The 26,505-nt window shown below is 40.1% G+C and carries 24 protein-coding genes and 1 pseudogene; 16 read left to right on the forward strand and 9 right to left on the reverse strand.

The features are described from left to right. Nucleotides 1–294 precede the first annotated feature (294 nt). Complete coding sequence (locus tag RMY32_RS22485) at nt 295–744, reverse strand: orange carotenoid protein N-terminal domain-containing protein (RefSeq protein ID WP_322710251.1); 450 nt, start codon at nt 742–744, stop codon at nt 295–297. 475 nt (nt 745–1,219) lie between these two features. Between RMY32_RS22485 and RMY32_RS22490 the strand changes: the two genes are divergently transcribed. Next, nucleotides 1,220–2,926 (forward strand): D-aminoacylase, encoded by a 1,707-nt coding sequence (locus RMY32_RS22490; RefSeq protein WP_322710254.1) that lies wholly within the window; start codon nt 1,220–1,222, stop codon nt 2,924–2,926. 43 nt (nt 2,927–2,969) lie between these two features. Here RMY32_RS22490 and RMY32_RS22495 read toward each other — a convergent pair whose 3' ends face one another. From RMY32_RS22495 to RMY32_RS22510, 4 genes are all read right to left on the reverse strand, one after another. Further along, nucleotides 2,970–3,284 (reverse strand): helix-turn-helix transcriptional regulator, encoded by a 315-nt coding sequence (locus tag RMY32_RS22495; RefSeq protein ID WP_322710256.1) that lies wholly within the window; start codon nt 3,282–3,284, stop codon nt 2,970–2,972. Between the two features lie 4 nt (nt 3,285–3,288). Beyond that, nucleotides 3,289–3,630, reverse strand: a complete 342-nt coding sequence (locus RMY32_RS22500; protein ID WP_322710258.1) for a type II toxin-antitoxin system RelE/ParE family toxin — start codon at nt 3,628–3,630, stop codon at nt 3,289–3,291. Between the two features lie 72 nt (nt 3,631–3,702). Next, the gene (locus RMY32_RS22505) at nt 3,703–3,843 is read right to left on the reverse strand and encodes a hypothetical protein (protein WP_322710260.1); all 141 of its coding nucleotides are present in this window, start codon (nt 3,841–3,843) and stop codon (nt 3,703–3,705) included. Beyond that, on the reverse strand, nt 3,843–4,067 hold the full coding sequence (locus RMY32_RS22510; protein ID WP_322710262.1) for an addiction module protein: 225 nt from the start codon (nt 4,065–4,067) through the stop codon (nt 3,843–3,845). The genes RMY32_RS22505 and RMY32_RS22510 overlap by 1 nt, the downstream gene beginning before the upstream one ends. Nucleotides 4,068–4,422: 355 nt before the next feature. Here RMY32_RS22510 and RMY32_RS22515 point away from each other — a divergent pair, with 355 nt between their 5' ends. The 12 genes from RMY32_RS22515 to RMY32_RS22570 all read left to right on the forward strand — a co-directional run bounded on the left by RMY32_RS22515 (nt 4,423) and on the right by RMY32_RS22570 (nt 14,680). Further along, nucleotides 4,423–4,863, forward strand: a complete 441-nt coding sequence (locus RMY32_RS22515; protein WP_322710264.1) for an Mpo1-like protein — start codon at nt 4,423–4,425, stop codon at nt 4,861–4,863. Further along, the gene (locus tag RMY32_RS22520) at nt 4,829–5,833 is read left to right on the forward strand and encodes an aromatic ring-hydroxylating dioxygenase subunit alpha (RefSeq protein WP_322710266.1); all 1,005 of its coding nucleotides are present in this window, start codon (nt 4,829–4,831) and stop codon (nt 5,831–5,833) included. Before RMY32_RS22515 ends, RMY32_RS22520 begins: the two co-directional genes overlap by 35 nt. Before the next feature lie 260 nt (nt 5,834–6,093). Next, nucleotides 6,094–6,834 carry a hypothetical protein gene (locus RMY32_RS22525; protein WP_322710268.1) on the forward strand — a complete coding sequence of 247 codons (741 nt, stop codon included), beginning with the start codon at nt 6,094–6,096 and terminating at the stop codon, nt 6,832–6,834. A 5-nt stretch (nt 6,835–6,839) separates the two neighbouring features. Beyond that, nucleotides 6,840–7,901 carry an aromatic ring-hydroxylating dioxygenase subunit alpha gene (locus RMY32_RS22530; RefSeq protein ID WP_322710270.1) on the forward strand — a complete coding sequence of 354 codons (1,062 nt, stop codon included), beginning with the start codon at nt 6,840–6,842 and terminating at the stop codon, nt 7,899–7,901. Continuing rightward, a complete protein-coding gene (locus tag RMY32_RS22535) occupies nt 7,885–8,790 on the forward strand; it encodes a ferritin-like domain-containing protein (RefSeq protein ID WP_322710272.1) in 906 nt (301 codons plus the stop codon). The genes RMY32_RS22530 and RMY32_RS22535 overlap by 17 nt, the downstream gene beginning before the upstream one ends. 39 nt (nt 8,791–8,829) lie before the next feature. After that, entirely contained in the window at nt 8,830–10,035 is a 1,206-nt protein-coding gene (locus RMY32_RS22540) for a P-aminobenzoate N-oxygenase AurF (protein ID WP_322710274.1), read from the forward strand. An 18-nt stretch (nt 10,036–10,053) separates the two neighbouring features. Beyond that, nucleotides 10,054–10,338, forward strand: coding sequence for a 2Fe-2S iron-sulfur cluster binding domain-containing protein (locus tag RMY32_RS22545; RefSeq protein WP_322710276.1), 285 nt, complete (start codon nt 10,054–10,056; stop codon nt 10,336–10,338). A 32-nt stretch (nt 10,339–10,370) separates the two neighbouring features. Then, nucleotides 10,371–10,763 (forward strand): deaminase domain-containing protein, encoded by a 393-nt coding sequence (locus RMY32_RS22550; RefSeq protein WP_322710278.1) that lies wholly within the window; start codon nt 10,371–10,373, stop codon nt 10,761–10,763. 14 nt (nt 10,764–10,777) lie between these two features. Further along, nucleotides 10,778–11,242 (forward strand): SMI1/KNR4 family protein, encoded by a 465-nt coding sequence (locus tag RMY32_RS22555; protein WP_322710279.1) that lies wholly within the window; start codon nt 10,778–10,780, stop codon nt 11,240–11,242. A 152-nt stretch (nt 11,243–11,394) separates the two neighbouring features. Beyond that, nucleotides 11,395–12,735 carry an AAA family ATPase gene (locus tag RMY32_RS22560; protein WP_322710281.1) on the forward strand — a complete coding sequence of 447 codons (1,341 nt, stop codon included), beginning with the start codon at nt 11,395–11,397 and terminating at the stop codon, nt 12,733–12,735. After that, nucleotides 12,732–13,616: a DUF4435 domain-containing protein gene (locus RMY32_RS22565; protein ID WP_322710283.1), complete on the forward strand. Its 885-nt coding sequence runs from the start codon at nt 12,732–12,734 to the stop codon at nt 13,614–13,616. The genes RMY32_RS22560 and RMY32_RS22565 overlap by 4 nt, the downstream gene beginning before the upstream one ends. 29 nt (nt 13,617–13,645) lie before the next feature. Then, the gene (locus RMY32_RS22570; RefSeq protein WP_322710284.1) at nt 13,646–14,680 is read left to right on the forward strand and encodes an aromatic ring-hydroxylating dioxygenase subunit alpha; all 1,035 of its coding nucleotides are present in this window, start codon (nt 13,646–13,648) and stop codon (nt 14,678–14,680) included. 57 nt (nt 14,681–14,737) lie between these two features. Here RMY32_RS22570 and RMY32_RS22575 read toward each other — a convergent pair whose 3' ends face one another. Then, entirely contained in the window at nt 14,738–15,952 is a 1,215-nt protein-coding gene (locus RMY32_RS22575) for a DUF790 family protein (protein ID WP_322710286.1), read from the reverse strand. Further along, complete coding sequence (locus RMY32_RS22580) at nt 15,882–17,489, reverse strand: DEAD/DEAH box helicase (RefSeq protein ID WP_322710288.1); 1,608 nt, start codon at nt 17,487–17,489, stop codon at nt 15,882–15,884. The genes RMY32_RS22575 and RMY32_RS22580 overlap by 71 nt, the downstream gene beginning before the upstream one ends. A gap of 461 nt (nt 17,490–17,950) precedes the next feature. On the opposite strand from RMY32_RS22580, the gene RMY32_RS22585 reads away from it, so the two are divergent. Beyond that, on the forward strand, nt 17,951–20,638 hold the full coding sequence (locus tag RMY32_RS22585) for a PAS domain S-box protein (protein WP_322710289.1): 2,688 nt from the start codon (nt 17,951–17,953) through the stop codon (nt 20,636–20,638). 231 nt (nt 20,639–20,869) lie between these two features. Here the strand turns inward: RMY32_RS22585 and bioD are convergent, their stop codons facing one another. Next, a complete protein-coding gene (bioD, locus tag RMY32_RS22590; protein WP_322710291.1) occupies nt 20,870–21,565 on the reverse strand; it encodes a dethiobiotin synthase in 696 nt (231 codons plus the stop codon). Beyond that, the gene (locus tag RMY32_RS22595; RefSeq protein ID WP_322710292.1) at nt 21,565–23,301 is read right to left on the reverse strand and encodes a protein kinase domain-containing protein; all 1,737 of its coding nucleotides are present in this window, start codon (nt 23,299–23,301) and stop codon (nt 21,565–21,567) included. The genes bioD and RMY32_RS22595 overlap by 1 nt, the downstream gene beginning before the upstream one ends. A gap of 1,241 nt (nt 23,302–24,542) precedes the next feature. On the opposite strand from RMY32_RS22595, the gene RMY32_RS22600 reads away from it, so the two are divergent. Together RMY32_RS22600 and RMY32_RS22605 are read left to right on the forward strand one after the other, a co-directional pair. Further along, nucleotides 24,543–25,559 carry a ribose-phosphate pyrophosphokinase gene (locus tag RMY32_RS22600; RefSeq protein ID WP_322673646.1) on the forward strand — a complete coding sequence of 339 codons (1,017 nt, stop codon included), beginning with the start codon at nt 24,543–24,545 and terminating at the stop codon, nt 25,557–25,559. A gap of 296 nt (nt 25,560–25,855) precedes the next feature. Next, a pseudogene (locus RMY32_RS22605) lies at nt 25,856–26,047 on the forward strand (hypothetical protein); the annotation flags it as partial. Between the last annotated feature and the right edge of the window lie 458 nt (nt 26,048–26,505).

The raw sequence follows: 26,505 nt of genomic DNA on the forward strand, positions 1-26,505 counted from the left end.
TAATCTAATTCAGTATCTGTATTTTTGAGTTAATTGAGGTGGCGGTTGCGCGACGTGCAATCGCCACTTCGTCCTGAACGAGCGCACGACTATTCAAGTGCAAAGTACCCACAGCTTGATAACCCGCAACTTGGGTTATTATCTTAAAATTGCATCAAAACTACCGCAAAGATTATCTCTGCGGTAGTTCTAAGTTAAGGTCTATTAAAGTAAAGCAAAAATAGCCAAGTCTAGCTTAATTTGGTACTTTGAGTTATCCTTAATTCTAGAAAGTTTGAGAGTTGTTGGACTTGACTAACCCATTGTTTCCACTACACTCAACATGAAATTAATCCGTTGCTCAAACTCTAGATTTTTGATCGATGCGACAAATTCATCCGTTTCACCAGGTAGTTGATAGTCGGAGGGCACTTGAATTATGCTTCCATCCTCCATTCCTTGTGCCAACAGAAACCAAACGTCTAATTTGGCATTGGGACTTAGACTATTATAGGTTTGGCTGACATCGTTAGCTGCACCATTAATAATGTCGCGTTGTGCTTGCAGTTGCTCTTCTTTAGACAAGTCCAGGAATTTGTCAAACACTGCTTTGGCAGGCTGTTCAACGCTTGGAGGAGGTGCTGGTTGTAGCTGCTCTTTAAGATCGAGATAACCGAACCAAAGTAGGGCTAGCTGAGTATCTACATCAAAGCGTTGAAAACTTTCTAAAGCTGGTCTTGTTGCTTCATCAATTGTGTAAGTCATAAAAAACTCCAACTAAATTAAAGGTATTTTGCTTTCAATACTTCATACAACTTAACGAACAAATATAGATAGATAACCCTACTTAGGGTAGGTATAGGACTTATTACATAAGACAGATAGAGATAACTGAAATTGCTAGTTACAAAAATGCCTGCTTCGATGTATGTGAAAGTTAAGTAACATCTGCAACTTTAAGAGGATGTCTAAAAAGTTTTTTTGTATACACCTAACCTTTAGAAATCCCTTTAAATCCCCCGATAAATTGGGGAACTTTAAGACTCTTATTCCCTCTTTTTTAAAGGAATTAGGGGGAATCAACAAATATTTGAAACTTCTTAGACATCCTCCAAGCGATCGCTTGAAGGAGTTCCCGATTATCTACTATTAAGATGTAGCAATGAATATTTGCGTCATCCTGTAATGCGATGGCGTACCCGCCCTTTCCGGTGGCGACATCAAAGGAAAACAAACAATCATGTTGGATTTGCTGATTCAAAACGGGTTAATTTTCGATGGCTTAGGCTCTCCACCTGTGCGCAAAGATATCGGAATTCAAAATGGCCGCATTGTCACCCTTGCACCTTCCTTAACTACCCCAGCGCGTGAAGTGGTTGATGCTTCTGGGTTATGGATGACACCGGGATTTATAGATATTCATACTCATTACGATTTAGAGGTAGAAATTGCACCAGGATTGAGCGAATCAGTGCGTCATGGTGTTACCAGCGTGGTTATTGGTAACTGTAGCTTGTCTGTTGCGATCGCCCAACCCCAAATCCTGGCTGATATTTTTCAGAGGGTAGAAACACTTTCCCATCGGCTGATTGCAAAATGGCTACAAAAGTCGGTTTCCTGGCAGACACCAGCAGAATATTTACAGCATTTGCAACAGTTACCCCTTGGCCCCAATGTTGCCGCAATGTTTGGACACAGTGCTTTACGCGCTTATGTGATGGGATTAGAACGCAGCTTAACCGTTCAGCCAACAAAATTTGAACTAAAACTTATGCAGCGCATAGCCAGAGATGCAATAGATGCTGGCTTTATTGGCATTTCTATTGATATGTTTCCTTGGCATCGGATGAGTGGAGAATGGCAAGGCTGCACAATTCCTTCTCAACATGCCAAATTTAAAGAATATGCAATGTTGGCGGATTTATGTCGGCGTAGCCAACGTGTTTTTCAAGTCACACCCAATTTACAACGACTTGCTTCCTTTGTAGATATTCTGCGGATGGGTTCAGGGATTGGACAAAAACCACTGCGGCTAACAGTCCTCTCAGCCTTAGATGCCGTACACGATCGCAACCTATGGCGAATATTTTCCCCCCTACTTTTTATTTGGAATCGGCTTCTAAATGGTAATGTGCGCTTTCAAACCCTAACTGAACCTTTCACCATTTACTCTGATGGATCTGTGACTCCCTTATTTGAAGAATTCTCCACAGGCGCACAACTCAATGGCTGTCAGTCACGAGAAGAAAGACAACAATTATGGGCATCGGAAGTTTTTCGTCGTCAGTTTCGCCAAGAATGGCTGAGTAAACGGCGTAAATCATTCCATCGTCAGTTAGATTTGATGGAAGTTATTCACTGTCCCGAAGCAAGTTGGCAAGGGTTAAGTTTTGCCAAAATTGCTCGTCAAAAGCAACAAGAACCAGTGGATTTATTTATCCACGCATTACAAAAATACGATACAGATTTACGCTGGGTGGCGACAGGAGCGAACGATCGCCTAAAACCCCGTTTAGCAATGATGCAGCATCCGCATATTTTGCCTGGTTTTACCGATGCTGGCGCTCACGTCCGTAACCTGGGCTACTATGATGGAGCTTTATCTTTGCTAAAACAAGCTGTGGCAACGAAATTCCTTTCACCGGAAGCTGCGATTTGCCGCGTTACCGGAGAACCTGCTGGTTGGTTTGGTCTGGATACGGGAGTTCTGAAAGTTGGTGCAAAAGCAGATATAGTTTTACTCGATCCTAATGCTTTAAATCAGCCAATTAGCCCGCAAGTGCAGATATCAGATCCCGTTTTAGATGGTGAACCTCGGATGGTTAAGCGCGGTTCGGATGAAATTGTGCAAGGTGTTTATATTAATGGGGTTCTAGTTGTTTGTCGGGGGAAAGTGAGCGATCGCTTGGGGCGTGAAAAGTTGGGAACTGTTTTGTTTCCTTGTTGAATTATCTCATACGGAGGCTTGAGAGGGGAGCATTGAATTGCTTTTACCCCACACCAGCAATCACCTGTCCAATATCTTGAGGAGTTGCACCTGTTGCTAACATTGCCCGGATCAACAATTCAATTGATACTGAAGCATCGCCATTTTCAGCTTTAGCAATTCGAGGTTGGCTAGAACTAATCTTATCAGCGAGTTCACTTTGAGTCATCAGTTTTTGTCGGCGCTCCTTCAAGTTTTGGCTGAGAGCTAGCTTAATTTCAACCAAGATAGTTTCTTCGGGTGTTAACTCCAAAAAATCTGAAACTGTGCCAATTTTCCAGCCTTTAGATTCCAAACGTTCTTTCTTAGCTCGATCCATCACATTACTCCTGTTGATCGATATCGTATTTGCTCAGGCGCTTTTTGCAAACCTCAATTACGTTTTTGGATGTTGTTCTAGTTGTTTTATTAAAGACTTCAACAATCAAGATTGCATCGTCATCAATTCGATAAATGATTCTCCAGTTTTTATCTGCATCTCGAATACGTAATTCATGACAGTGAATTCCTATACTTGGCATAGGGCGTGAATGTGGCAACCCAAGGGATTCACCTTCCTGTAATTGTCTGAGCAGAACACCCACTTCTATGCGTGCTTCTTGGGTGAAAGGTGGGGTTTTAACTTCACCATGTAACCAAACTAAAGGCTTACTTTGATCTCCCATACTATTTTATATCATATCTGATATATCGATATAATATATCTATGAAAGAGAACTTTATCTGTAGAGCTATGCCTACAGCGATCGCACTCTTGGCACTAAATGGGTATAGCTTAACTTGATCCCAATGCTTGAGATAAGGTGAAATACTTGTGAATTCAATGCATCCTGAATATCATATTCTGCTTCTGGTTGAATAATCAGGTTATAGTTCATTAGGAGAATCTTAACCGTTTTTTAACCTCTTCCCAACTAGAACCAGTTGTAGGGTTTTTTTTGTAATTTTCTAAGCGTCGATCTAATTCCTGTTGTTGTGTTGAACTCGAGGGCAGTTCCTCTTGCTGTTCTAAGATACTGTCCCATAAATCTTCAGCCAGTTGGATACGTTCTGCAATGCTGAGTTCAGAAATATCAAATTTCAAGAGGGGATGGAGACTCATGAGTACAGAGTTAGGGTTGAGCTTTCGCCTAATTTACAACATAGTGTGATACCTACGGCAGATGGAGCGATCGCTTTATTCAGCAATTGTGCCTCACAGATAATCACTTCTCAATAACTTGTAAAATTAAAACAGCAGAAAATTATTCTATTCTTATGAATGAAAAACTCCAGACCGAAAAAGACAAGCTACAGGCAAGCAGTAGTATAAACATAAATAAAGATACAGAAAATGAAAAAGTTCTATGTCCTCATTGTCAGCGCACTGCTACGAACGGTATTAAATGTAAAGGTATTTGTGTGGCTGATAATGACTATTGATGTATAAAATATATCGCTCTTTCACAAACTCTCTTATGAGTAATATCAATTCTAATCTTCAACAAAGCTTGAGAAATCGGATTAATAATCAAATTTTGGCTCATCCTTTTACAGACTATTGGGATATTTTTATTCTTAAACATCAACATCCAATTAATATTACTCTACACATTCTAGGAATATTCTTTTTTTACAGTTTACTTTTTTCTACTTGGAAGTTGCAAAATTTTTGGTTACTCTTAGGATTACCGTTAACTCAATTGCTGGGATTAACTGGACATTTTTTATTTGAGCGTAGCCATATTGATTTACAAGATGCTGTATTTTCTTGGCGGGCTTCTTATTGTTTAGGTAAAATGTTATTTAGGATTTTGGCGGGTAAATATCGAGATGATATTCGCCAACGACAAGAAATATTAAATAATTATCTATCAAATAATTATGAAAGTATTCAACAATTGGGATGTGATTGCTAAGGGTTGGTATATTGCCTGTGCTAGTCATGAAATCCCTAAAAAAACAGCAAAATCTGTAGAAGTATGCGGTCAAAAAATTGCCATTTTTAGAGGTGAAGATGGGCAAGTACGGGCTTTGGATGCTTATTGTCCTCATTTGGGGACAGATTTAGGAATTGGGAAGGTTGATGGTAATTGGATTCGTTGTACATTTCATCATTGGGCATTTGATGAAACAGGAATTTGTCAAAATATTCCCTGTCAATCAGAAATTCCTACTCAAGCTAAATTACAAGCTTATGCAACAGAGGAAAAGTATGGATTTATCTGGATTTATCCAGATGCTAAAGCACCAGAGGGAGTAGCTGATTTTGATGAATTGAAGGGAAAAGAAATTGTTGCACAAGCTGATATTGCATTTGCCAGAAGTTGCCATCATCATATTTGTATGATGAACGGGATTGATGCTCAACATTTAAAAACAATTCATCACTTAGACATCAAAATGGATTTGTCGCTACATCGCAGCGAATTAGGCACGCAAATTGACTTTACAATGCGGGGACAATTCCCTCAAACTACTTGGAGAGAAAAGTTAGGTCAAAGATTTCTTGGTTCTACATATCAGTATTCTATGCGTTATGCTCATGGTTGCATTGGTTTGTTAACAATGATGAAAGATGTCAGGCTTTTTCCGCCACTGTATATGATATATGCTTATACTCCAATTTCACCTGGAAAAACGATAATTCAACCGATTTATGTAACTGAAAAACGTCAAGGTATTCTAGGGTATCTACAAAGTCAATTTTTGTTATTCTGTACTCGGTTAGCTTACTATATGCTCAGAGATGAGGATGGCAAAATTTACGATAATATTCGCTTTAATCCGAATTTACTGCTTAGTATCGATCGGCCATTAGCTGAATATATGGAGTATGTAAATCAGCTAGAACCGTCTCAATGGTCAAAAAATAGGGGTGTAAAATAGTAGACTGGGTTAGCGATCGCATAACCCAACAAAAGCTTTGATAATGTTGCGTTTTGTTTCTCAATCTAAATACATCTTAATTATTTTGTAGAGTAGGCGATTTCCATTAACTCTTATTGAGAGGGTGCAAGATGTGAATACGGAATTGTAACGTAAATAACCATTCTGGAATCTGTCACATTACACCGTAAATTTACCATAATAGTCGATAAAGTTTTAATTAAATATAATACAAATCGAATTTAAGTAATTTACGAATAATGAAGAGTTTGCTGATTCCTGTTCAAAATTTGCAGCCAAGCGATCGCACCGCCATGTATGCGTTGCTGCAAAATCACTTTCAAGGCATAACCTGGGATGGCTTTCAAATCGATCTAGAGCGCAAAAACTGGGTTTTGTTGTTGAGAGATGAAACATCCAACGTACTCAAAGGATTTTCAACTCTGATGTTATGCCAAACGACTTTTTTGGGAGAAAAAATTAGTGTGGTGTATTCTGGCGACACTATTGTAGATCCTAGTGCTTGGTCGAGTACAACACTACCACGTAGTTGGATTGCCGCCATCAATTTTCTGCGTCAAAATTATGCAGAAAATAAACTTTACTGGCTGCTAATTTGCTCTGGTTTTCGCACTTATCGTTTTCTCCCTACTTTTTGGCAAGATTTCTATCCGCGTTATGATGTCACAACACCTACTGATATTAAGCATCTAATGGATAATTTGGCACAGGAATATTATGGTAACTTATATCAAGAAGCAACTGGTATTGTCCGGTTTCCGCATCCCCAAATTTTACGGGAAGGGCTGATTGAGATTCCATCAGGACGACAAACTAATCCTCATATTCAGTTTTTTGAGGAAAAAAATCCTGGCTATCGCTTAGGTGATGAATTAGTTTGTTTAACTGAAATTAATTATGACAACCTCACCCGTTCTGGACAACGGATGTGGAAGTCAGAATCATCATTAAAGTTTGTGCAAGATTGTGTTCTTATTTAATTTTTATGCCATCTACCAACCCACACTTAAACTTTAATAATCCAACACAATTTATAGAAGGATGGTACTGGACATTACCATCAAAAAAATTAAAGCTTGGCAAGGTAAAAGCTATAACTTTGCTAGGTAGAAATCTGGCAATTTATCGGGGAATTAGTGGTCAGGTAGTAGCTATAGATGCTTATTGTCCACACATGGGCGCTCATTTAGCAGAAGGTAAGGTAGAAGGTGATGAAATTCGCTGCTTTTTTCATAATTGGAAGTATGACAGTCGCGGAATTTGTGTAGATGTTCCTTCTCTCGAAAAACCGCTAACTGTGTGTATTAAAACTTGGCATACAGCGGAAAAGTACGGCATAATTTGGGTTTGGGTGGGAGAAGAAAAGCCAAGTTCGCTGCCTTTTGTACCAGAACTAGAACAAACAAATTGTGATTACATATTGGGGACTAAATTTGTCAAAAACTGCCATCCCAATGTCTTACTAATTAATGCGATTGATGCTCACCATTTCAATACAGTACACAATCTACCTTTAGAGATTATATTTGATTCTCAAAACCTCAACCCCAACGCTATTACTTTTAGCAACACTACACGAGGAGGGGATGATTCCTGGTTAATTCGCCTGATTCGTCCTCTATATCGCAACGAAGTTACTTATAGTATGTGTTACTGGTATGGCAGTACTGGTACTGTGACGTTAGGTCCGGATTTTCTGCACTTCTACATTATATTTACACTGCGCACGATTGAAGGTGGTAAAACTGAAGGGCAAACAATTCTTGTCACTCCTAAACGCCCAGGATTTTGGGGATGGGTTTTAAATCGTGGTTTGTTATGGTTAACTCAGCAAGTTGGTAATTATTTTGCAAAAGGGGATACACAGGTATTTCAAACAATTCAGTTTGATTTAAAGACTCCTACTAAAGCAGATCGATCTATTCTGGAATTTATTCAGCACGTTAATCATCAGAAAGCTTTAACCTGGGGAACTTGGAACGCTATTAATTATCCAAATATTCAAACTGTATCAACACCTAACCCAGAACATGGATTCAAAATATAAGATTGTTGGTTTTGACTTACCACACACAAATTCTGATGACCGTTTGCGACGGATATTAACAGCAGCTTTATCTAATCAGAATAATTATCATAATTATCCACAATTAAATTATTGGGATGCTGAATTTTTTAACTTACATAAAGTTAAAATTTTTCAAGAATCTAATATTACTGAACAATCTGCTATTCTGGAACTTGCCAACCGCAGTCTATTAGAAGAATCATATTTCATCGAGAAAGCAGGGGTTGGCTATATGGCAAAAATGGTACTGTTAGCAGAAACAGTTGAAGAACGAATGCTTTATGGATTATTTACGGCTGATGAAGCTACCCACCTTCACCAAATTAGCCATTTTTTACCAGCAATAGAAGTAACTAATACGGACGATCGGTTTTTGCGCTTACTATCAGAAGTAGTTGAAAGTGCAGATAAAACAGTTTTGTTGTTTGTGCTGCAAGTCGTTTTAGAAGGATGGGGTTTAAGCCATTATCGGCGTTTAGCAAAGGAATGCCGCTATCCAGTTTTAGCAGAACTTTTTGCCAGTTTTTTACAATCTGAATCCCGTCATCACGCCACGGGAACTACCTTGTTTAATCAAATTACTGTTTCAGCATTCAGTCAAACAACAATTCTTGATATATTGGCACAGTTTTTGTTTATGGTACAGGTGGGGCCGCAAAGCTTACTAAAAGCAATCGAACAAGTGAAAGGACATCTGATGCGATCGCAAAAAATCCAAATTTTAGAAGAACTGGATACCGAAACCCACAGTGGAACCCGATTACAAATATTGCGATCGCTCATGGGGGGAACATCAGCCCAGTCTATCGTGCAAAATTTAGAAGAACGCGGAGCCTTTGAACCACTCCCCGCCCATCAATGTGTGTAATAAATCTCAATCTTATCTCTGCGTGAAATAAAAACGAATATGGAAAAAACTATTCATCGCAAATTACAAATTAACCACACTCGCAACAAACAGCAAGACCATACTGCTTTAATGGATGAAGCTGTCACCAATTTTCGCTATGAAGATTGTCGAAACGAGTATTGGAACCCAGAAGAGTTTTCCCTGCTATACGGTACACCTTTATGGGAACAGTCCAGCCAACATCAGCGTATAATTTTGAATCAACTTTACTGGGTAGCTTACTACTCACAAATTGTTTCTGCGGAAATTGCAACTATCTTTTTCAATCAAACCAGTGCAGCCGGACTTTACGCCCAAGAAGATTTTCGCTTAATCTGCGATACCTTAGACTTGGAATCTTCTCAAGAGCGATCGCACATTAACGCTTTCCGCACAATTGCCAAACAGGTTGAACACGCGTTATTTGGGGAACTTATCTTTACCTACCCCATGCGCGGCCCCTTTACAGAAACGATGGTTTATGCTGACACCAATGCTCTAAAAACTTGGTGGAAAAAAATTCAACTTCAATACTTTGGGCTGATTTCTGCGAATAATACTTTTTTGGCTTGTCAGTATTTTACAGTCCGGGGAGTGCGGACGCTAAATGGCAAGTTAGTACAGCACAAACTCAGCAATTATTATCAAAAACATCCCCATCCTGAAACTGCTCCAATTCCTGCTAAAGTTTCCTATTATCACTTCATGGATGAAAGTTTTCACTTCAATAGTTCGACAATTATATCTCACGATGTTATCACTTGTCTTAAGCCCCCAACTGCATTTGAGCGACTGGTGGCTAATTTAGGATTGCTAGGATGTCAGCGCGATCATTTTCATTTTTCGGCGGCGATTAACGGGATATTTTGGTACGATCCGGCGCTGTATGGCAAGATTTATCGGGTGTTGCGATCGCCTATTTTTGGTATGAGTGACAAAGATGCTAAAGAAATGATGCGGCGTTGTTTTACCGAGGAATCGGAAGGATTACACCGCAGTTTTTTAACTCATCAGGAGGCGATGAAATCTTATCAAGTGTATATTGAAAAACTCGATTATCTTTGGCAACGTAATCGAGATATGTCACTGATGGCTACTAATTCAATTTCTCGATATTTGGCGACTCAACAAAGGGCTTTTCAAGGTTTTGAACACCAAAGTAATTTATTTTTATCTCACACAGAGACGCAGAGACGTACAGAAGAATGGAAGAGTGTTGTTTAGGCAAAATTATTGCGTATTATGGCTGATTTTTGTAAGATATCGTTTCCAGGAAGTGATTTTGTTTCTATAACTTTGGAATGTCATCAAAGTTTGTCTGAACATCTCACGGTTCAGAATTCACCTGTTTTGTTTGGTTGTCGGACTGGTATTTGTGGCACTTGTTTGGTTGAGGTTATTGGTGATATTCCTCCTCCTCAACCTGATGAACAGGAAATGTTGGAGACGTTAGCAGCTAATTATCCTCATGCACGGTTAGCTTGTCAGGTTGATGTTACAGAGAATGTTCAAATTCGTAAGATTTAGATGGTGATTTAAAAACAATTAAAAGAGCAAGTATGGATTGGTTAAAGCGCGTCGCAGAAATTCGTAAAACTTGTAACGTGCCAGCACCAGCCCGAAATGTTGCTATTGCTAGAGTATGGCTAGATGAGACGTTTACCGAGCTATTCGCCTTTAGTGGTAAGCTATTACGAGAGGGAGCGGTTGTTTTACCGACTCAACCGATGTTAAAAACCTTTGAAGTTACCGGCCACCGAAGAGACTTAGATTCAGAATACAAAATATTAGAAGCAATCGCCCAAAAATATACAAATAATAGAGAAGTAAAGAGTAAGATTGAGTTATTCACTGAAAGAGAGCCATGTGATTCGTGTGAGTATGTCATTAAGCAGTTTAGGCAAACTTTCCCGAACATTCAGCTAAATATATATCACGGAAACATTGCGTAAAGGAGTCGGTATAAATGTCAATTCGCAATTTACCCGAACCACTTCAGCTTATTTTTAACGATAATCAGCTTTCACCATGTTCAAATTTGGAAATAATTCAATTTGAGCAACAACAAGGTATTACTTTGCCCAGTAATTACAAAGACTTTCTCAAGTTGATGGGGCATGGTGCAGGGAAGTTTTTGCGTGGTTCAAATTGCTTTTACCAACATCTACCGCAAATTCAAGAATGGGCTAAACAACTTTTGGTAGAGAATAATTTTCCTGAAGCTTTGCCAGAGGATGCTTTTGTATTTTTCATGCACCAGGGTTATCAGTTTAGCTTTTTCAGGCTTTCAGAAGGTGATAATCCACCAACTTACTCATATTGCGAAGGGCAGCAAGAGCCTTATTTTGTCAAAAGTCATGATACGTTTAGTGACTTTCTAGCGGTGGAAATCGAGCTATATTTAAAATCTTCAATCTCTCTAGCAAGTTAGATATTATATCGGATTTCATTGCCAATTAGTTATTTTTATTACCCAATACTATTTAATTTTTACCTACTAAAAGCGAATTAGAAAACCTTATTTTCCAGTAATGATAGATACACTGTAGCATTGCACGATCTCAAAGATAGGACTTAATGATTATGCGAATTAAGCAAATTTCCGTTAGCAGCTTATTTGGAATTTTTGACCATCTAATTCCGTTGAATATAGATGATAGAATAACTGTCATTCATGGACCGAACGGTTTTGGAAAAACAGCAATATTGAGAATTTTGAATGGATTTTTTAACTCCAGATATTCAGAGTTGCGAAGTATTCCCTTCAGAAATTTTCGAGTCGATTTTGATGATGATAGTAATGTTGAGATCATAAAAAATGCTGATGATTCAAAAAAAATAGAGAAAAACTTTATTTTTACTTTTCATAATACAAATGAAGATATAGTGAATTTTGAGCCAAAGCTTCGCCCTGACATGGAAAATTTTCCAATAAGTATTTTAGATGATTTTATCCCAGGATTGGAACGAATAGCAATTAGGAAATGGCTCTATACTCCTACTAAAGAAATTCTTTCTTTAGATGAAGTTTTAGAACGTTTTAATAATTTGTTACCCTTAGATTTTAAATCACAAAAAGAACCTGATTGGCTAGGAAAATTAAAGAACAAGATCCATGTTCGCTTAATAGAGTCGCAACGTTTATTAAACTTCGTTCCTAATCGCCGTTCCAAATCAGATGACAGAACATCTTCAATGTTGTCAACTGTATCCGCATATTCTGATGAACTTGCCAAACTCATGCAAGATAAGTTTAAGGAATATGGCACAATCTCTCAATCTCTTGATAGAACTTTTCCCATGAGGGTAGTAAAACAACAGTCATCACCAGATTTAACAGAGGAAGAACTGCGTAATCAACTCAATGAACTTGAAGAAACTCGTTTTCGTCTTATAGAAGTAGGTCTTTTAGATCAAGATGAAGATTCAGAGTTTCAAATTCAACCACAAGACATAGATGAAAGTACCAAAAATGCTTTATCAGTATATGTTGATGATGTGGAAAAAAAGCTAGATGTTTTTACTGAAATAGCGACTAAAATTAATTTATTGAAGAAGATTATTAACAATAAATTTTCCTATAAAGAAGTAAATTTTAGCAAAGAAAAGGGTTTTAGGTTTACAACACTTTACAATTCCTCATTATCTGATTCAAAAACTCTATCACCAACTGATTTATCATCGGGTGAACAACATGAGCTAGTTCTTTTATATGAACTACTATTTAAAGTTCAGCCTAATTCCTTAGTCTTGATTGATGAGCCCGAGTTATCTCTTCATGTAGGCTGGCAAGTGCAATTTTTAAAGGACTTGCAAGAAATTACCAAGCTTGCTGATTTAGATATTCTTCTGGCTACTCATTCACCAGATATCATTCAAGATCGCTGGGATTTAACGGTTGAATTGAAAGGTCTAGGAAAATGAGAGAATTTCTGACCGTTGACCGTGTTGCTAACAAAATTCGACAATTGAGACAGACTTATTCAGGAGCTTTCTTATTAGTAGAAGGAAGTTCTGACAAAGTTTTTTATGAACGATTTGTTGATAAAAAACTTTGTCATTTAGAAATTACTGCGGGAAAACCATCCAGTAAGCAGTGTGCTATTGAGATTTTAGCAATTTTGGAAACATCAAATTTTCAGGGAATTCTAGCAATTGTTGATGCAGATTTTGACCACCTACAAAATACACCAGTCACAATTCCTAATTTACTCCGCACCGATACTCATGACCTCGAAACGATGCTGATCAACTCTCTTGCCTTTGATAAGGTGATTACGTTGTTTGGTTCAGAGGAGAAAATTATCAAGTTTGGTCGAGATTTAAGAAGCGCATTGCTTGAATCTGGTATGTCAGTTGGCTATTTGGTCTGGGTATCTCAATCTGATGGATTAAACTTGAAATTTGATGGCATTGAATTCAGCAAATTTGTTGATAGCCAAACTTTGAAAATTAATGAACTTAAACTGATTACAGAAGTAATAAATAAATCCCAAGCTTACTCATTGACAAATGAAGATATACAAAAACGACTAACAAACAAGAAAAGCAGTAGCCATGATCCTTGGCAAGTGTGCCGTGGTCATGATTTAGTAGAAATTCTCTCAATCGGTTTACGGAAGGCTATTGGTTCTAACCCAGCTATTGATGTTAAACCCAATAGTGATGATAGTAAGAACACTCTTGAGGGAATTTTACTACTTGCTTATGAAGAAATTTACTTCTACGAAACACAGCTTTACTCGGAAATTCGCCTATGGGAAACCAATAATCCACCATTTCAGGTTTTGCGAAATAACGCATAACTCTTTTTATATTCTCCCCACCACCTACCATGCAATTTGCAGATTTCTGGTATGTTGTCGCACTCAGCGAACAGTTACAACCTAACAAGGTATTATCACGCACCGTTTTAGGAGAATGGTTAGCGATATTTCGCGGTGAAGATGGACAACCCGTAGCTTTGCGCGATCGCTGTTTACACCGCAATAGCCGTCTATCATCAGGTAAAATTTGTGACGGAGCTTTACAATGTCCCTATCATGGTTGGGTATATGACAGAGTTGGAAACGTGATTGCTGTTCCAGCCGAAGGAGATGATTTCAAACCTTCCCCACAGCGTCGAGCCAAGTGTTACGCTACCAAAGAACAAGATGGCTATGTTTATGTGCGGTTAGCTGATACCCCAAGTGTTGCCCCAAATCTTAATATTGAACCCTTTTCTATGCCTCACTACCAACAAACAGGATGGGAGACGGTGCGGGTAATTAACCGTTTTGCTAACAATGTGACTAATTGTGCAGAGAACTTTATTGATATTCCCCATACGGCTTTTGTTCATCCTGGTGTTTTCCGTACTTCCCGCCAACAAAAGTTAGAGATGACTGTAGAACGCTGTCATGGTTCGGTTTTGGTGGAGTATCGCAACGAAAACAGTAATTTGGGATGGTACAGCCGTTTTCTGAATTTGCAGGGTGCAGAGATCAAACATAGCGATCGCTTTTATATGCCAAATATTACCTCTGTGGAATATAAAATGGCACATAATCGCCATTTGTTCATTACCAGTCAATCTATTCCAGAAACCGATAATTCAACTCTGGTTTACACCGATGTCACCTATAACTATGGTATTTGGAATAAGTTAGCACGTCCCTTTGTGCGGTGGACTGCTCAACACATTATCCGCCAAGATGTGGAAATTTTGGGTATTCAGGGAGAAGCGATCGCTAAATACGGGACACAATTTTATAATACGCCTGCGGACACAATTCATATATTTGTCGAGTCAATTATGGCAGCTATATCTCGTGGAGAAGATCCGCGTTTATTGCCAAATCAATCGGTAAAAGTTACATTTTGGGTTTAAAAAATTATATCATCTCCGCATAAATTAGTTATGATTTACCCAGTCATTTTTCCTTGTTCAATCCATCACAGCTAACACAGCTTTTGGCAATAACTTATCTTTAAACCAAACAATTCTGGCGGGGACATCATTTAATTTTACTCCCGCCTTTTCTAAATTAAGTCGCTCGGAAATTGCCAAAATCAAATCATCACGTCCAGCCCGTCGCACCTGAGAAAACTTCTTTTGTAAATATTCTGGTCGCCAATAACCAACAATTTCTAACAAGAAGGTGCGTCCATCAGGATGCACCAAGCGAAAATCAGGAATCATCACACTACCAGGAATCGGTATCAAATCAACTTCTCGCTCTAGTGCCCAACCACTTTTCAATGCATCCCATTTATCAGCAAAAGATGCTTCTAACATACTATCGTAGGGCTTACCTGGTGGATAATGGGATACCAAACCACATTCAGAATTGAGAGTAAAACGTCCAGTTTTCCAAGTATTTGTGTAAGCGTCACGGGTTTGAAGAATCGAAGAAAGACTCCATTTAGTAACGTGAAGTAAAGCCGGAATAAGTTTAGCAATCGCTAACCCATATCGTGTACTAGGATTAAATAAACTAGTCGGGCCGTCAATGGTAATTGTAAACCCGTGGTCAGCATCACCTTCAATATAAGCCATCAATTGAAACAATTTTAAATAGCGAAATAACAACTTATATTCTCCGGGAACATTCCGGTGAGCATTTAACACCAATTGACTGGCCTTATAAAACACACCTTGCACCTGAGATAAGTTATATCTATTTAATAAATCTGGCGCTGTTGGTGCATCAAACACTGTCAAAATCTTATTCTCAGATAAATCAGCATATAGTCCATTCCGAACCTGTTCCAATAAAACTTCCCGCTCAAGTTCTTGAGTTAACTCATCAGCAATTTTACTCAAAGTAACTTGTGTCGATTCCCGACTTGAAACAGACTTTGCAGCCAACGAAAATATCCGTTCTCTTAACATTTGTGGTTCCAAAGGACTAACTACCTCAAAAGTGCAAAAACTACTTTTGAGAATATAAGCTAACCCCCGCTTCACCCGATAATCTGTAGAATCTCCTTCAAAATCAGTTAGTTGTCGCTCAAGCATACCTTGAGTCTTCCCCACTGCTGATTGAAAAGAATTAATTAACTCAATCGCCAACTCCGAAGTTGCTCGATCAATCTTCAGTCTCTTCGGGATGATCTCCTCCCCGTTTTGGCGATGCATCAGTAAATCTGTCGGTAACATCTGCTGAATTTTGGATTTTAGATTTTGAACTTCCGGTTGAATAATTAATTTCTAACTGTTCCGCAGCCTTCAAACTCCTTTCCTTCCCACTCCCATACACAACCTGTAACTTCCCTTTCTTTTCTTTTTCTCCCCCTGCTTCCCCTGCCTCCCCTGCTCCCCCTGCCTTCCTTTCCCCTCTCCGCCTAGCCGAAGTCCCCTCTTCACTCGTATCCTCTGCCACTACCTCATACAAAATCGCCTGCTTATTCTCAATATTTCCCTTCCGTAAAACCCTACCCAACCGCTGAGTATACTCCCTAGCCGAACCAGTCCCCGATAAAATAATTGCAACAGTTGCCGCCGGGACATCAACACCTTCATTTAACACATGAGAAGCAACCAAAGTATTATATTTACCCTCGCGAAACTTGGTTAATATCTCATGCCGTTCTTTCACAGGAGTTTGATGAGTAATTGCCGGAATGAGTAACTCTTGAGAAATGCGGTAAACCGTCGCATTATCCGCTGTAAAAATCAAAATTCGTGATGGATAATGTTCTGCTAATAAATTAATCAGAATTCGCAACTTTCCATCAGTACCCAAAGCGATATCTTTCGCTTCTCGATGCGCTAACATTGCCCTACGTCCAGATTGCGATCTAGCACTCATTTGCACGAACATTTGCCAACCTTGCAAACTCCCCAAAGAAATCTTTGATTGCTTCAAAAAGTCGTTGCGGGTTTGAATTAACTGGTTGTATCTTTCCCGCTCAAGTTGCGATAACTTTACCTTAATTTGGACAATTTCATGTTCTGCTAACGCCTTCCCTGCCAAATCTTCAGCACGTTTGCGATATACTTCTTGACCAATGAGGATATTTAAGTCAGCGTGCTTGCCATCAGTACGTTCCGGTGTTGCGGAGAGTCCCAGGCGATAAGGTGCGATCGCATATTCAGCAATTACCCGATTAAAATCTGTGGGTAAATGATGACATTCGTCAAAAACAATCAACGCATATTGATTTCCTAACGTCTCAGCGTGAATTGCGGCACTATCATAAGTTGCAACTAAAATTGCCGTTCGATCCCGCGAACCACCTCCTAGTAATCCCACCTCAGCATCGGGGAAAGCCGCTACTAAATGTGCATACCACTGATGCATCAAATCCAAAGTTGGTACTACAATCAGCGTCGTGCGTGGCGTTGACTGCATCGCCATTTGCGCCAAATAAGTCTTTCCCGCCGCCGTGGGAAGCACAACCACCCCTTGCCTACCCGCCAGTTTCCAAGCTGCTAGCGCCTCAGTCTGGTGAGAATAAGGTTCCATTTCCAGAGTAGGAACCAAATCTACAGGATAAAATTGCTTCGCCTCATCGATAAAATTCACATCTTCCGCTTGTAGTGCTTCCACTAGCGATCGGTATCTAATTGCTGGGATGCGGAATTTTTCAACTCTATCATCCCACGTAGCATAGTCCATCCAACCTTTACCGCGTGGTGGTGGATGCAAAATTAATGTGCCACGATCAAAATTTAATGTAGGGGTACGAGCCATTTGAGAGTGCTGAATGCTGAGTGCTGAGTGCTGAGTGAGGAGTTAAGAGTTAAGAGTTAAGAGTTAAGAGTTAGGAGTTAACAGTTATTCTCTCTCATCTCCCTTATCTCCCTTGTCTCCCTTATCCCACCACTCCCTTGATTACTAATAACGCAAAAAGTGCATGATTCATCCAACTAACTCCGACAAAACCCAACTAGATGCGCTCATTAGTCACGGAATGTCCTATGGTAAACCAACAATAACCTGTCCGAATTTTACATGCTGAAACATCTGTAATTGCAGGCGCAGATTATATTAATACCTGGGTTGACTTTTATTACTTTTTTTCTTTGGGTAAATTCACAATTAGAAGGCAAAATATATGCTTTTAAAATTGTCTATGACGGGCTACGCCTACGCATTTTCTAGCTGATTTTGGGAATAATCTTTTAGCTAGCTGCATAAAAGGAGAAGCGACATTGAGAGTAACACGTTCCCTTCTAGCGCCTTATGTTGTGGCACTATTGGCTGTTGGTAGCGTATTGCTATTAACACTATTGCTACAGCCACTACTCAAACCAAGTATTTTTCTGCTATTTTTTGCTGCCGTGGCGGTTAGTGCTTGGTATGGCGGTATGGAAGCAGGGTTACTGGCTACTGCTTTGTCTACTTTAGCCGTCAGCTACTTTTTCTTAGAACCAGTGTTTTCGCTCTTGGTTGCAAGTCTTGACAACATACTGCGCTTATGCTTGTTTGTGCTGGTGACAACAATTATTAACTTGCTGAACTCAGAATTACGCACTGCCAAACAACATCTTCAAACGAGTTTGCAGAAACTACAGGTGAGCGAAGCCAGATTTAAAAGGTTGGTAGAGTCCAACATTATTGGGGTAATTGTAGCCAATATGGACGGGGCGATGCCTACGGCGGGCTACGCCTACGCAGAAGCTAATGATGCTTTTTTACGAATGGTAGGTTATTCTCAGGAGGATTTGCTAGCAGGACGAGTCAGATGGCACGACACGATCCCACCAGAATATATTGAAACTAACAACAGTGCAATCGCAGAACTCAAAACTAAAGGCGTGTGTCAGCCTTTTGAGAACGAATACATCCGCAAAGATAAGAGCCGCGTTCCTGTTCTGTTAGATTCTGCTTTATTAGAAAATAACCAAAATGATCTTATTTCTTTTGTGATTGATATAAGCAAACGCAAACAAGCAGAACTTGCCCTTTCTAAAAGCGAAGAACGCTACCGCACTTTTTTAGAGCAGAGTTCAGAAGGTATTTGGTGCATCGAACTGGAAGTACCAATTTCGCTAGATTGTCCAGAAGATGAACAAATTCAACATTTTTACCAATATGTTTACTTGGCAGAATGCAATAATGTTATGGCACAGATGTATGGCTGTTCTCGTGCCGAAGAAATTATCGGTGTCAGATTAGGAGACTTTCTTGTTGCCTCCGATCCACATAATATTGCATACCTGCGTAACTTTATCCGTTCTAACTACCGACTAATTGATGCCGAGTCTCATGAAATAGATAAGCAAGGTAATTCTAAATATTTTTTGAATAATCTAGTGGGAATTGTCGAAAATGGGTTTTTAGTGAGAGCGTGGGGAACTCAACGCGACATCACAGAACGCAAACGAGCCGAAGCAGCACTCCGTCAACGAGAAGATGAACTGCGCCTAATTACCAATGCTGTGCCCGTCAAAATTTCTTATGTTGATAGCGAGCAGCGTTATCGCTTTAATAATAAAGAATATGAAGACTGGTATGAGCTTCCTGCTTCCGAAATTTCTGGTAAACATATTAGAGAAATTTTGGGAGAGTCGGTTTATCAGTCTATTCTTCCTTATGTAGAAGCAGTACTTTCAGGAGAGCAAGTAACTTACGAAACCCAATTACCCGATAAAGATGGCACAAACCGTTACGTGAATGTCACTTACATTCCTCAGTTCAGTCAGGAGGGAAAAGTTGCAGGATTTGTTGCCCTTGTCACAGATATTACACTTCACAAGTTAGCAGAAAGAGCTCTCAAACAAAGCGAGAAACGGTTAAAAACACTTACCGAAAAAGTCCGCGTGATTCCTTGGGAGGTAAATGCCAATACTGGGAATTTTACTTACGTAGGGCCACAAACCGTTGAGATTCTAGGCTATCCATCGTCAAACTGGTACACCGATAATTTCTGGGAAAAAAATATGCATCCAGAAGATCGGCAGTGGGCTATTCAGTATTGCCAAGAATCTTCTCTATCACTAAATAATTACGAATTTGAATACAGAATGTTGGCTGCTGATGGCAGAGTTGTCTGGCTATATGACATTGTAAATGTAGTGCGGGATGAAAATGGCCCACAGTTACTGCATGGGTTCATGATTGATATTAGCGATCGCAAGCAAGCAGAGCAAGAACGCGAAGAACTGCTGAAACGCGAACAAGCAGCACGCGCCGATGCCGAAACTGCAAACCGAATGAAGGATGAGTTTCTCGCCACACTCTCCCACGAACTCCGTACACCCCTCAATGCTATACTGGGCTGGACACAGCTACTTAGAACTCGCAACTTCGATCTAGCTACTACTGGCCGGGCACTAGAGACAATTGAACGTAATACTAGATCCCTGACACAACTAATTGAAGATGTTCTCGATGTATCGCGAATTATTAGAGGCACACTCCATTTAAGGAGGGAGCGGGTTGAACTTGTATCGCTTGTAGAGGCGGCAATTGATACTGTGTATCCAGCAGCCCAGGCTAAAGAGATTAGCATCAAATGTAAATTCGACCCGAAAGTGGAGATAGTTGTGGGCGATGCCAACCGCTTGCAACAGGTTGTGTGGAATTTGCTCTCCAACGCCGTCAAGTTTACACCCAAGGGCGGCAGGGTTGATGTGCAATTAGAGTGCATTGAATCTTACGTGCAAATTCGCGTGAGTGATACGGGCGCGGGAATTGCTGCCGAATTCCTACCCCATGTATTTGAACGCTTTCGTCAAGCTGACAGTTCCAGCACGCGATCGCATGGCGGACTAGGATTAGGGTTAGCGATCGTCCGTCACTTGGTAGAATTACACGGTGGTACAGTATTAGCCGAAAGTCCAGGAATTGGACAAGGGGCGACATTCATTGTCAGTCTGTCAATGAAAGCTATTTAGGATGGAGGCAGGGGGCAAGAGGCAGAAGTTCTTTTATTTTGAATTTTGAATTTTGAATTTTGAATTGATTTCTCCCCTGCCTTCCTTCGGTAATGTCAATTTAAATCATTCTCAAGTGTTATACCACTTTGAAAAAAGAATGCAACAGATACATACGGACATACCTTTGTTGTGTCTGGCTTTCTTAATTTTGAATTTTGTTAGCGCCGGCGGCAAGCGAGTCCGCGAGCGTCATTTTGAATTTTGAATTGGTATTAGTGTTTCCCAATCTAAATCTGATGCTATTTGAGCAAGTTTATCTAAATCAGTCAGGTTATCTAGATAAGGTAAGCAGCCTAAAACTGGCGTGTTAGTGAGTGATTGAATCAATTGAGATGGTGTCCAGTCGGCTATTTCTGCATCCGTTCGTCTTTGTACGCAGTTCAAAACAATGCCTTTGAGATTGACGCGCGATTGTCTAGCTAATGTTACATTCGCCACTGCTTGAGCGATCGCACCCAATCTCACTGGGACTACCAATATTGTTGGTAAACACCATTCCCCCGCTAAATCAGCTACCGTTAATTCTTCAGTTACTGGCGAACCTAACCCTCCCAAGGCTTCTACAAGTACAAAATCACGCTGCGATCGCAACTTAGACAAAGCTTGCCACACAAGTGCTAAATCTACTTGGCGATTTTCCTTTGCTGCTGCTATGGGAGGAGCCAGAGGTGCTTGAAAATATAAAGGTGTAATTTCTTCAGCAGATTGTTCTAGCACGAATAGCTTTTGATACCACTCGCGATCGCCAATCCCCGATTGAATCGGTTTCATAATTCCCCAGCGACGCTGCGGATAATATTTTTGCCAATAAGCTGCTAACGCTGTTGTTAAAACAGTTTTACCAGCTTCTGTATCAGTTCCAGTAATCAGTAGTGTGTTTAACATTAATTTCTTTGGCCAGAAAATGGTTGGGTTCCATCAGTCGGCGGCAAAGTCGGCGCTTCAGTAATGGTCGGAAGTGGCAAGGGTGTTTCTGTGGGAATTGGCAAAGGTGTCTCTGTGGGAATTGGCAAGGGTGTTTCTGTGGGAATTGGCAAAGGTGTCTCTGTGGGAATTGGCAAAGGTGTCTCTGTGGAAATTGGTTTGACTGGTTTTTCTAATGCAACATTGAGATTGTAATTGCTTTCGGCAACTCCTGAAAGCAGAGTTAACTCAATAGTATATCTACCAGTAACCAACAATGTGCCTTGATAAAATGTGACTTGTTGGGCAGTATTCTCAATTGGTTGTCCATTGGGACTTAAGACTGTTAGCAAAATGCTGCTTCCTGGGTCAATAGACGTATTTAATTTAGTGCCTTCTCGTCCAAAAAAGCTGTATTGGATGATTTGATTTGCTTTGAGAGTACCTTCAACCGCGATCGGGTTAGATGTTGTAAGCTTGAGGCGCTTAGTAGATATAACAGGGCGATCGTTAGTAGGTGTGGATGTTGGTGTTAATGTCGGTGTTGGTGTCAGTGTGGGTATAGATGTCGGTGTCGGTGTGAATGTAGTACCACCAGAAATTACTGGTGAAGGGAAATTTTGTGGAAGCGTCTCATCTGATGTTTTTGACTGACTGCGGATGGAACTGACTAATGCCCAAGAACCAAATCCTGCTACGATCACTACACCAATGGCAATTGCGGCGATCGCTAACGGATTATCCAAAATTGAGTTTGTGGGACTTGATGGAATTACAGGAGCGGTTTTCTTGGGCGAAGTTGCTGGTGCTACTAAGTCAGGACGGCGACTAACTGCCATTGTTTGCAAGTTAGACACATTCACATTCGGAGGACTGACTTCGTGTAAAGGTTGTAGTGCTTGAGATACACTAGTAGCACTTTGATAGCGATCGCTCGGTATATGATTCAACATTCGATTCAACACTAGAGCAAATCGCGGGTTCACTTTTACCCACCGCTGCCAATTCCAAGTTAGTTGGTTTTGATCGAATAGATCCTTTGGTTCTTTACCAGTCAGCAAAACAATCGCGCTTACCGCTAATGCATACAAATCACTACTAGGATAAGCTCCCCCTGTTTGCATTTGTTCGCTGGGAGAGTAGCCTAATTTTCCCACGGTGCTTTCTGGCAGGGGATTATTTGGCGATTGTAAACGCGTTGCCAGTTCCTTCACTACCCCAAAGTCAATTAACACAGGTTTCGCATCACTATCTCGCAAAATAATGTTTTCTGGCGAGATATCCCGGTGAATAATTCCTCGACTGTGAATATGCTCTAAAACAGGCAACAACAACTCTATCAGCTGCAATACTTCAGCCTCTGTGAAAGTTTTACCCACAGCTTGACGTTCAGCCAGCAGAGTGCGGTACGTCTGACCTGCAACGTAGTCCTCCACCAAAAATAAGCGTTGGTCTTGCTCAAATCTTTCCCGAAATTTCGGCACTTGTGGGTGTTCGATTTGATATAAAATGGCAGCTTCTCGGTGAAAAAGCTCTTGTGCCCTCTCCCAATTCAAAGCCGACCTTGCTGTTGAATTCAATTCTTTGATCGCGCAAAGTTCGTTAAAGCGCCTCTGGTCTTCTGCCAGATAGGTTCTACCAAATCCTCCTTGTCCGAGAATTTGAATTATGCGGTAACGGTTTTGCAAGACAGTGCCAACTGTAATCGGTGGTTGCATGATCGGTTGATTGAGTGTAGTAGCAACTGAGGAGGAAGTCACCCACAAAGATTAAGTCCAAGAGGGGACGGACAGTTACCTGCGGCAATATTCTACTATACTCAACAAGTAGACTCTACCAGAGCAAGGTTGTTTCCTACTGCATAACTCCTCAATTCAATTTCTCTGCCTGAGAAAACGATAAATTTTGAAATATTCAAAATTAACTTGAGAATCGAAGTTATACAAATCACTCATCTCTTTTTCAATCAATCCTGTGGAAAAATAAAAAATTGCAATCGGCTAACTGTGCTTGTGTAAGCCAAGCTTCTGCACAATAAAATAGGTAGCGAGCGTCTTTATAAAGAATAGTGTTATAGCGTTTCCTAGTCTGCTGAGGTACAAATCTCTGCGTACCTCTGCGCTTTACTTTGCGACGGCAGTCGCTCATGGGGGAGACCCCCTTGGCGCTAGCCCAACATCCAAAATTACGATTCGTTTGAATCGCTGGGCAGAGGCAGTTCTCGCTGCACCCAAGTAGAGCGATCGCAACCACTCAAAAATCAAGCATACCCAAAAGTACTAATTTTATCTCAGCAATAATACGGTCACTAACTAGTTCAGATGTGATTCGTAGCTTCTAATTGACAGGATGTTCGCAGACAAATTCAATATCAATGATATTCAACTAAAATCTTTTAAGTAAAAATATTTACAATAGATTACTTAAATGAACTTACTTGTGTTAAGTAAGATTAAGTATCAAAAAAACATCTTTATTTAATCTTTATCTAAAAACTTGCTAGTGCGTGGATAAATTTTGTCCACTGCTAGCTTTTTTTAGGCTTTATAATAATTGTCACTTTTGTCAATGCGTAGACTATAGAGTAATAGGCTACTTTTTGACTACTTAGTTACAAGTGCTATACTGTGTGAGAACAAACTTTTTAATATCAACTAAAGTTGTCAATGCTTTACTGTCAGCTATCAATGAGGTAATTATAAGAACTTAGCACACCAATAATGTTTAAGCAATTAGGCTTATTTACCTCAACCAAAAAATTGAACTATAGACCTAGTGCATCGACTTGATGTCAGTTAAGCTATGAATAGCTTGTTTGCCAAGAAGACTAGATAAGTAGCGAATAATAATTTCATGGAAAAATGTTTAAATTTTGTATGGAAGCTTCAACAAAACTTACAGATGTTTTTTTAGGCTATTTCTTGGTTAAATCTATTAAATCTCTAATGATAATATTACTATGAATGCACATAGAGGATCTGCTGTGCTCAGTTCTGCAACTTTCAAAGTGCAACCATCTGCAACAGGACTGAACGATAATCATCGCCTGCGGCTGTTTTCTGGTTCTGCCAATTTACAACTGTCTCAAGAAGTCGCTCGTTATCTGGGCATGGACTTGGGACCAATGATTCGCAAAAGATTTGCGGATGGAGAACTTTACGTTCAAATCCAAGAATCGATTCGAGGTTGTGATGTTTATTTAATCCAGCCATGTTGTCAACCCGTCAACGATCATTTGATGGAATTATTGATTATGGTTGACGCCTGTCGTCGAGCTTCTGCGCGACAGGTAACGGCAGTAATTCCCTACTATGGTTATGCTCGTGCCGATCGCAAAACGGCAGGACGAGAGTCAATAACCGCCAAACTGGTTGCTAACTTGATTGTGGAAGCAGGTGCCAACCGCGTTCTCGCAATGGATTTACACTCGGCTCAGATTCAAGGGTATTTTGACATCCCCTTTGACCATGTTTATGGTTCACCAGTATTGCTGGATTATCTAGCAAGCAAAGAACTGCCCGATCTGGTAGTTGTTTCTCCCGATGTTGGTGGTGTAGCACGAGCTAGGGCATTTGCAAAAAAACTGGATGATGCTCCACTGGCGATTATTGACAAACGTCGTCAGGCACATAATGTTGCTGAAGTGTTAAATATCATTGGCGATGTTAAAGGTAAAACAGCAGTGTTAGTGGATGACATGATTGACACTGGGGGAACCATCGCAGAAGGAGCGAGATTACTGCGTGAAGAAGGAGCGCGTCAGGTATATGCCTGTGCAACTCATGCGGTATTCTCTCCACCAGCAATGGAGCGGTTGTCTAGTGGTTTGTTTGAGGAAGTTATTGTCACCAATACCATTCCCATACCAGAAAACAATCGTTTTCCACAACTAGTGGTGCTGTCAGTAGCTAATCTGTTGGGAGAAACTATCTGGCGAATTCATGAAGATACTTCAGTTAGTAGTATGTTTCGCTAACTACATTCCCGTTACAGGAATAAATTACCCACATTGACTCCTTGATTGGGTGCAGTGTGGGTTTTTGCTTTTAATTATTATGCCAACACTAATAGATGGATTCACATCAAACCAGACACACCAAGGTAATTCCCAATCCAAAATCTAAAATCCAAAATGGTATAACGTCCCTTGTGGGCTAAACCCCTAATCGCTGCACAAGAGCTTTTTCATGTGCGGTAGTAAAATGGATGCAGCACTGCCAAATTAGAATATTTGGATTCAGTTTGGACAATTTGGGTAAAGAGGACGAAGGGATGGTTGCACCTCCTAAAAAAGTTATTTCAGTTTTACCTTTGGAAAATGGCGATCGCTTATCTCGCTACGAATTTGAGCGGCGCTATCAGGCAATGCCACATTTAAGAAAAGCTGAACTGGTTGAGGGAGTTGTGTATATCATGGCATCGCCACTGAGAATTAAAAGTCATGGCGAACCACATGGAGACCTGAAGAAGTTATAAAAAGGCTTTGTTGCACGAATCGGAAAATGATGAAGACGAAAGCTAATCTACTTATGCAAGGGTGTCAGGTGAAGTAGTGTAACTGCCGAATACTAAGGAATTGATGATTGGATGGTGCCTGGTGGCAAGCTGGGTTACACAAAACTCTTTCTTCCCTTGTCTCTATAAGGCTTTCCTCTTTCTGATAAAAAGTTAAAATTAAGACTAGACCTGAAATCACTGATGAGCTTATTCATAATTATCTTACACAGCTCGCTTTAATAGAAAATTATTATATTTGGGGTACACCTAAATTAAACAGTGGGATAATATCAAGTTCGGATAAATACTTATAATAAAGCTGGGATCGTTGCAGTGTATCTATCTACGTCTTATGCCGAAACGGATTGCGATCGTTAACCACATGAGTACGGAAGAACTACTGGCTCATTATCGTCAGGCGACAG

Origin of the sequence: Nostoc sp. ChiSLP03a (genome assembly GCF_034531215.2) — a bacterium.
Taxonomy (GTDB): Bacteria; Cyanobacteriota; Cyanobacteriia; order Cyanobacteriales; family Nostocaceae; genus Nostoc.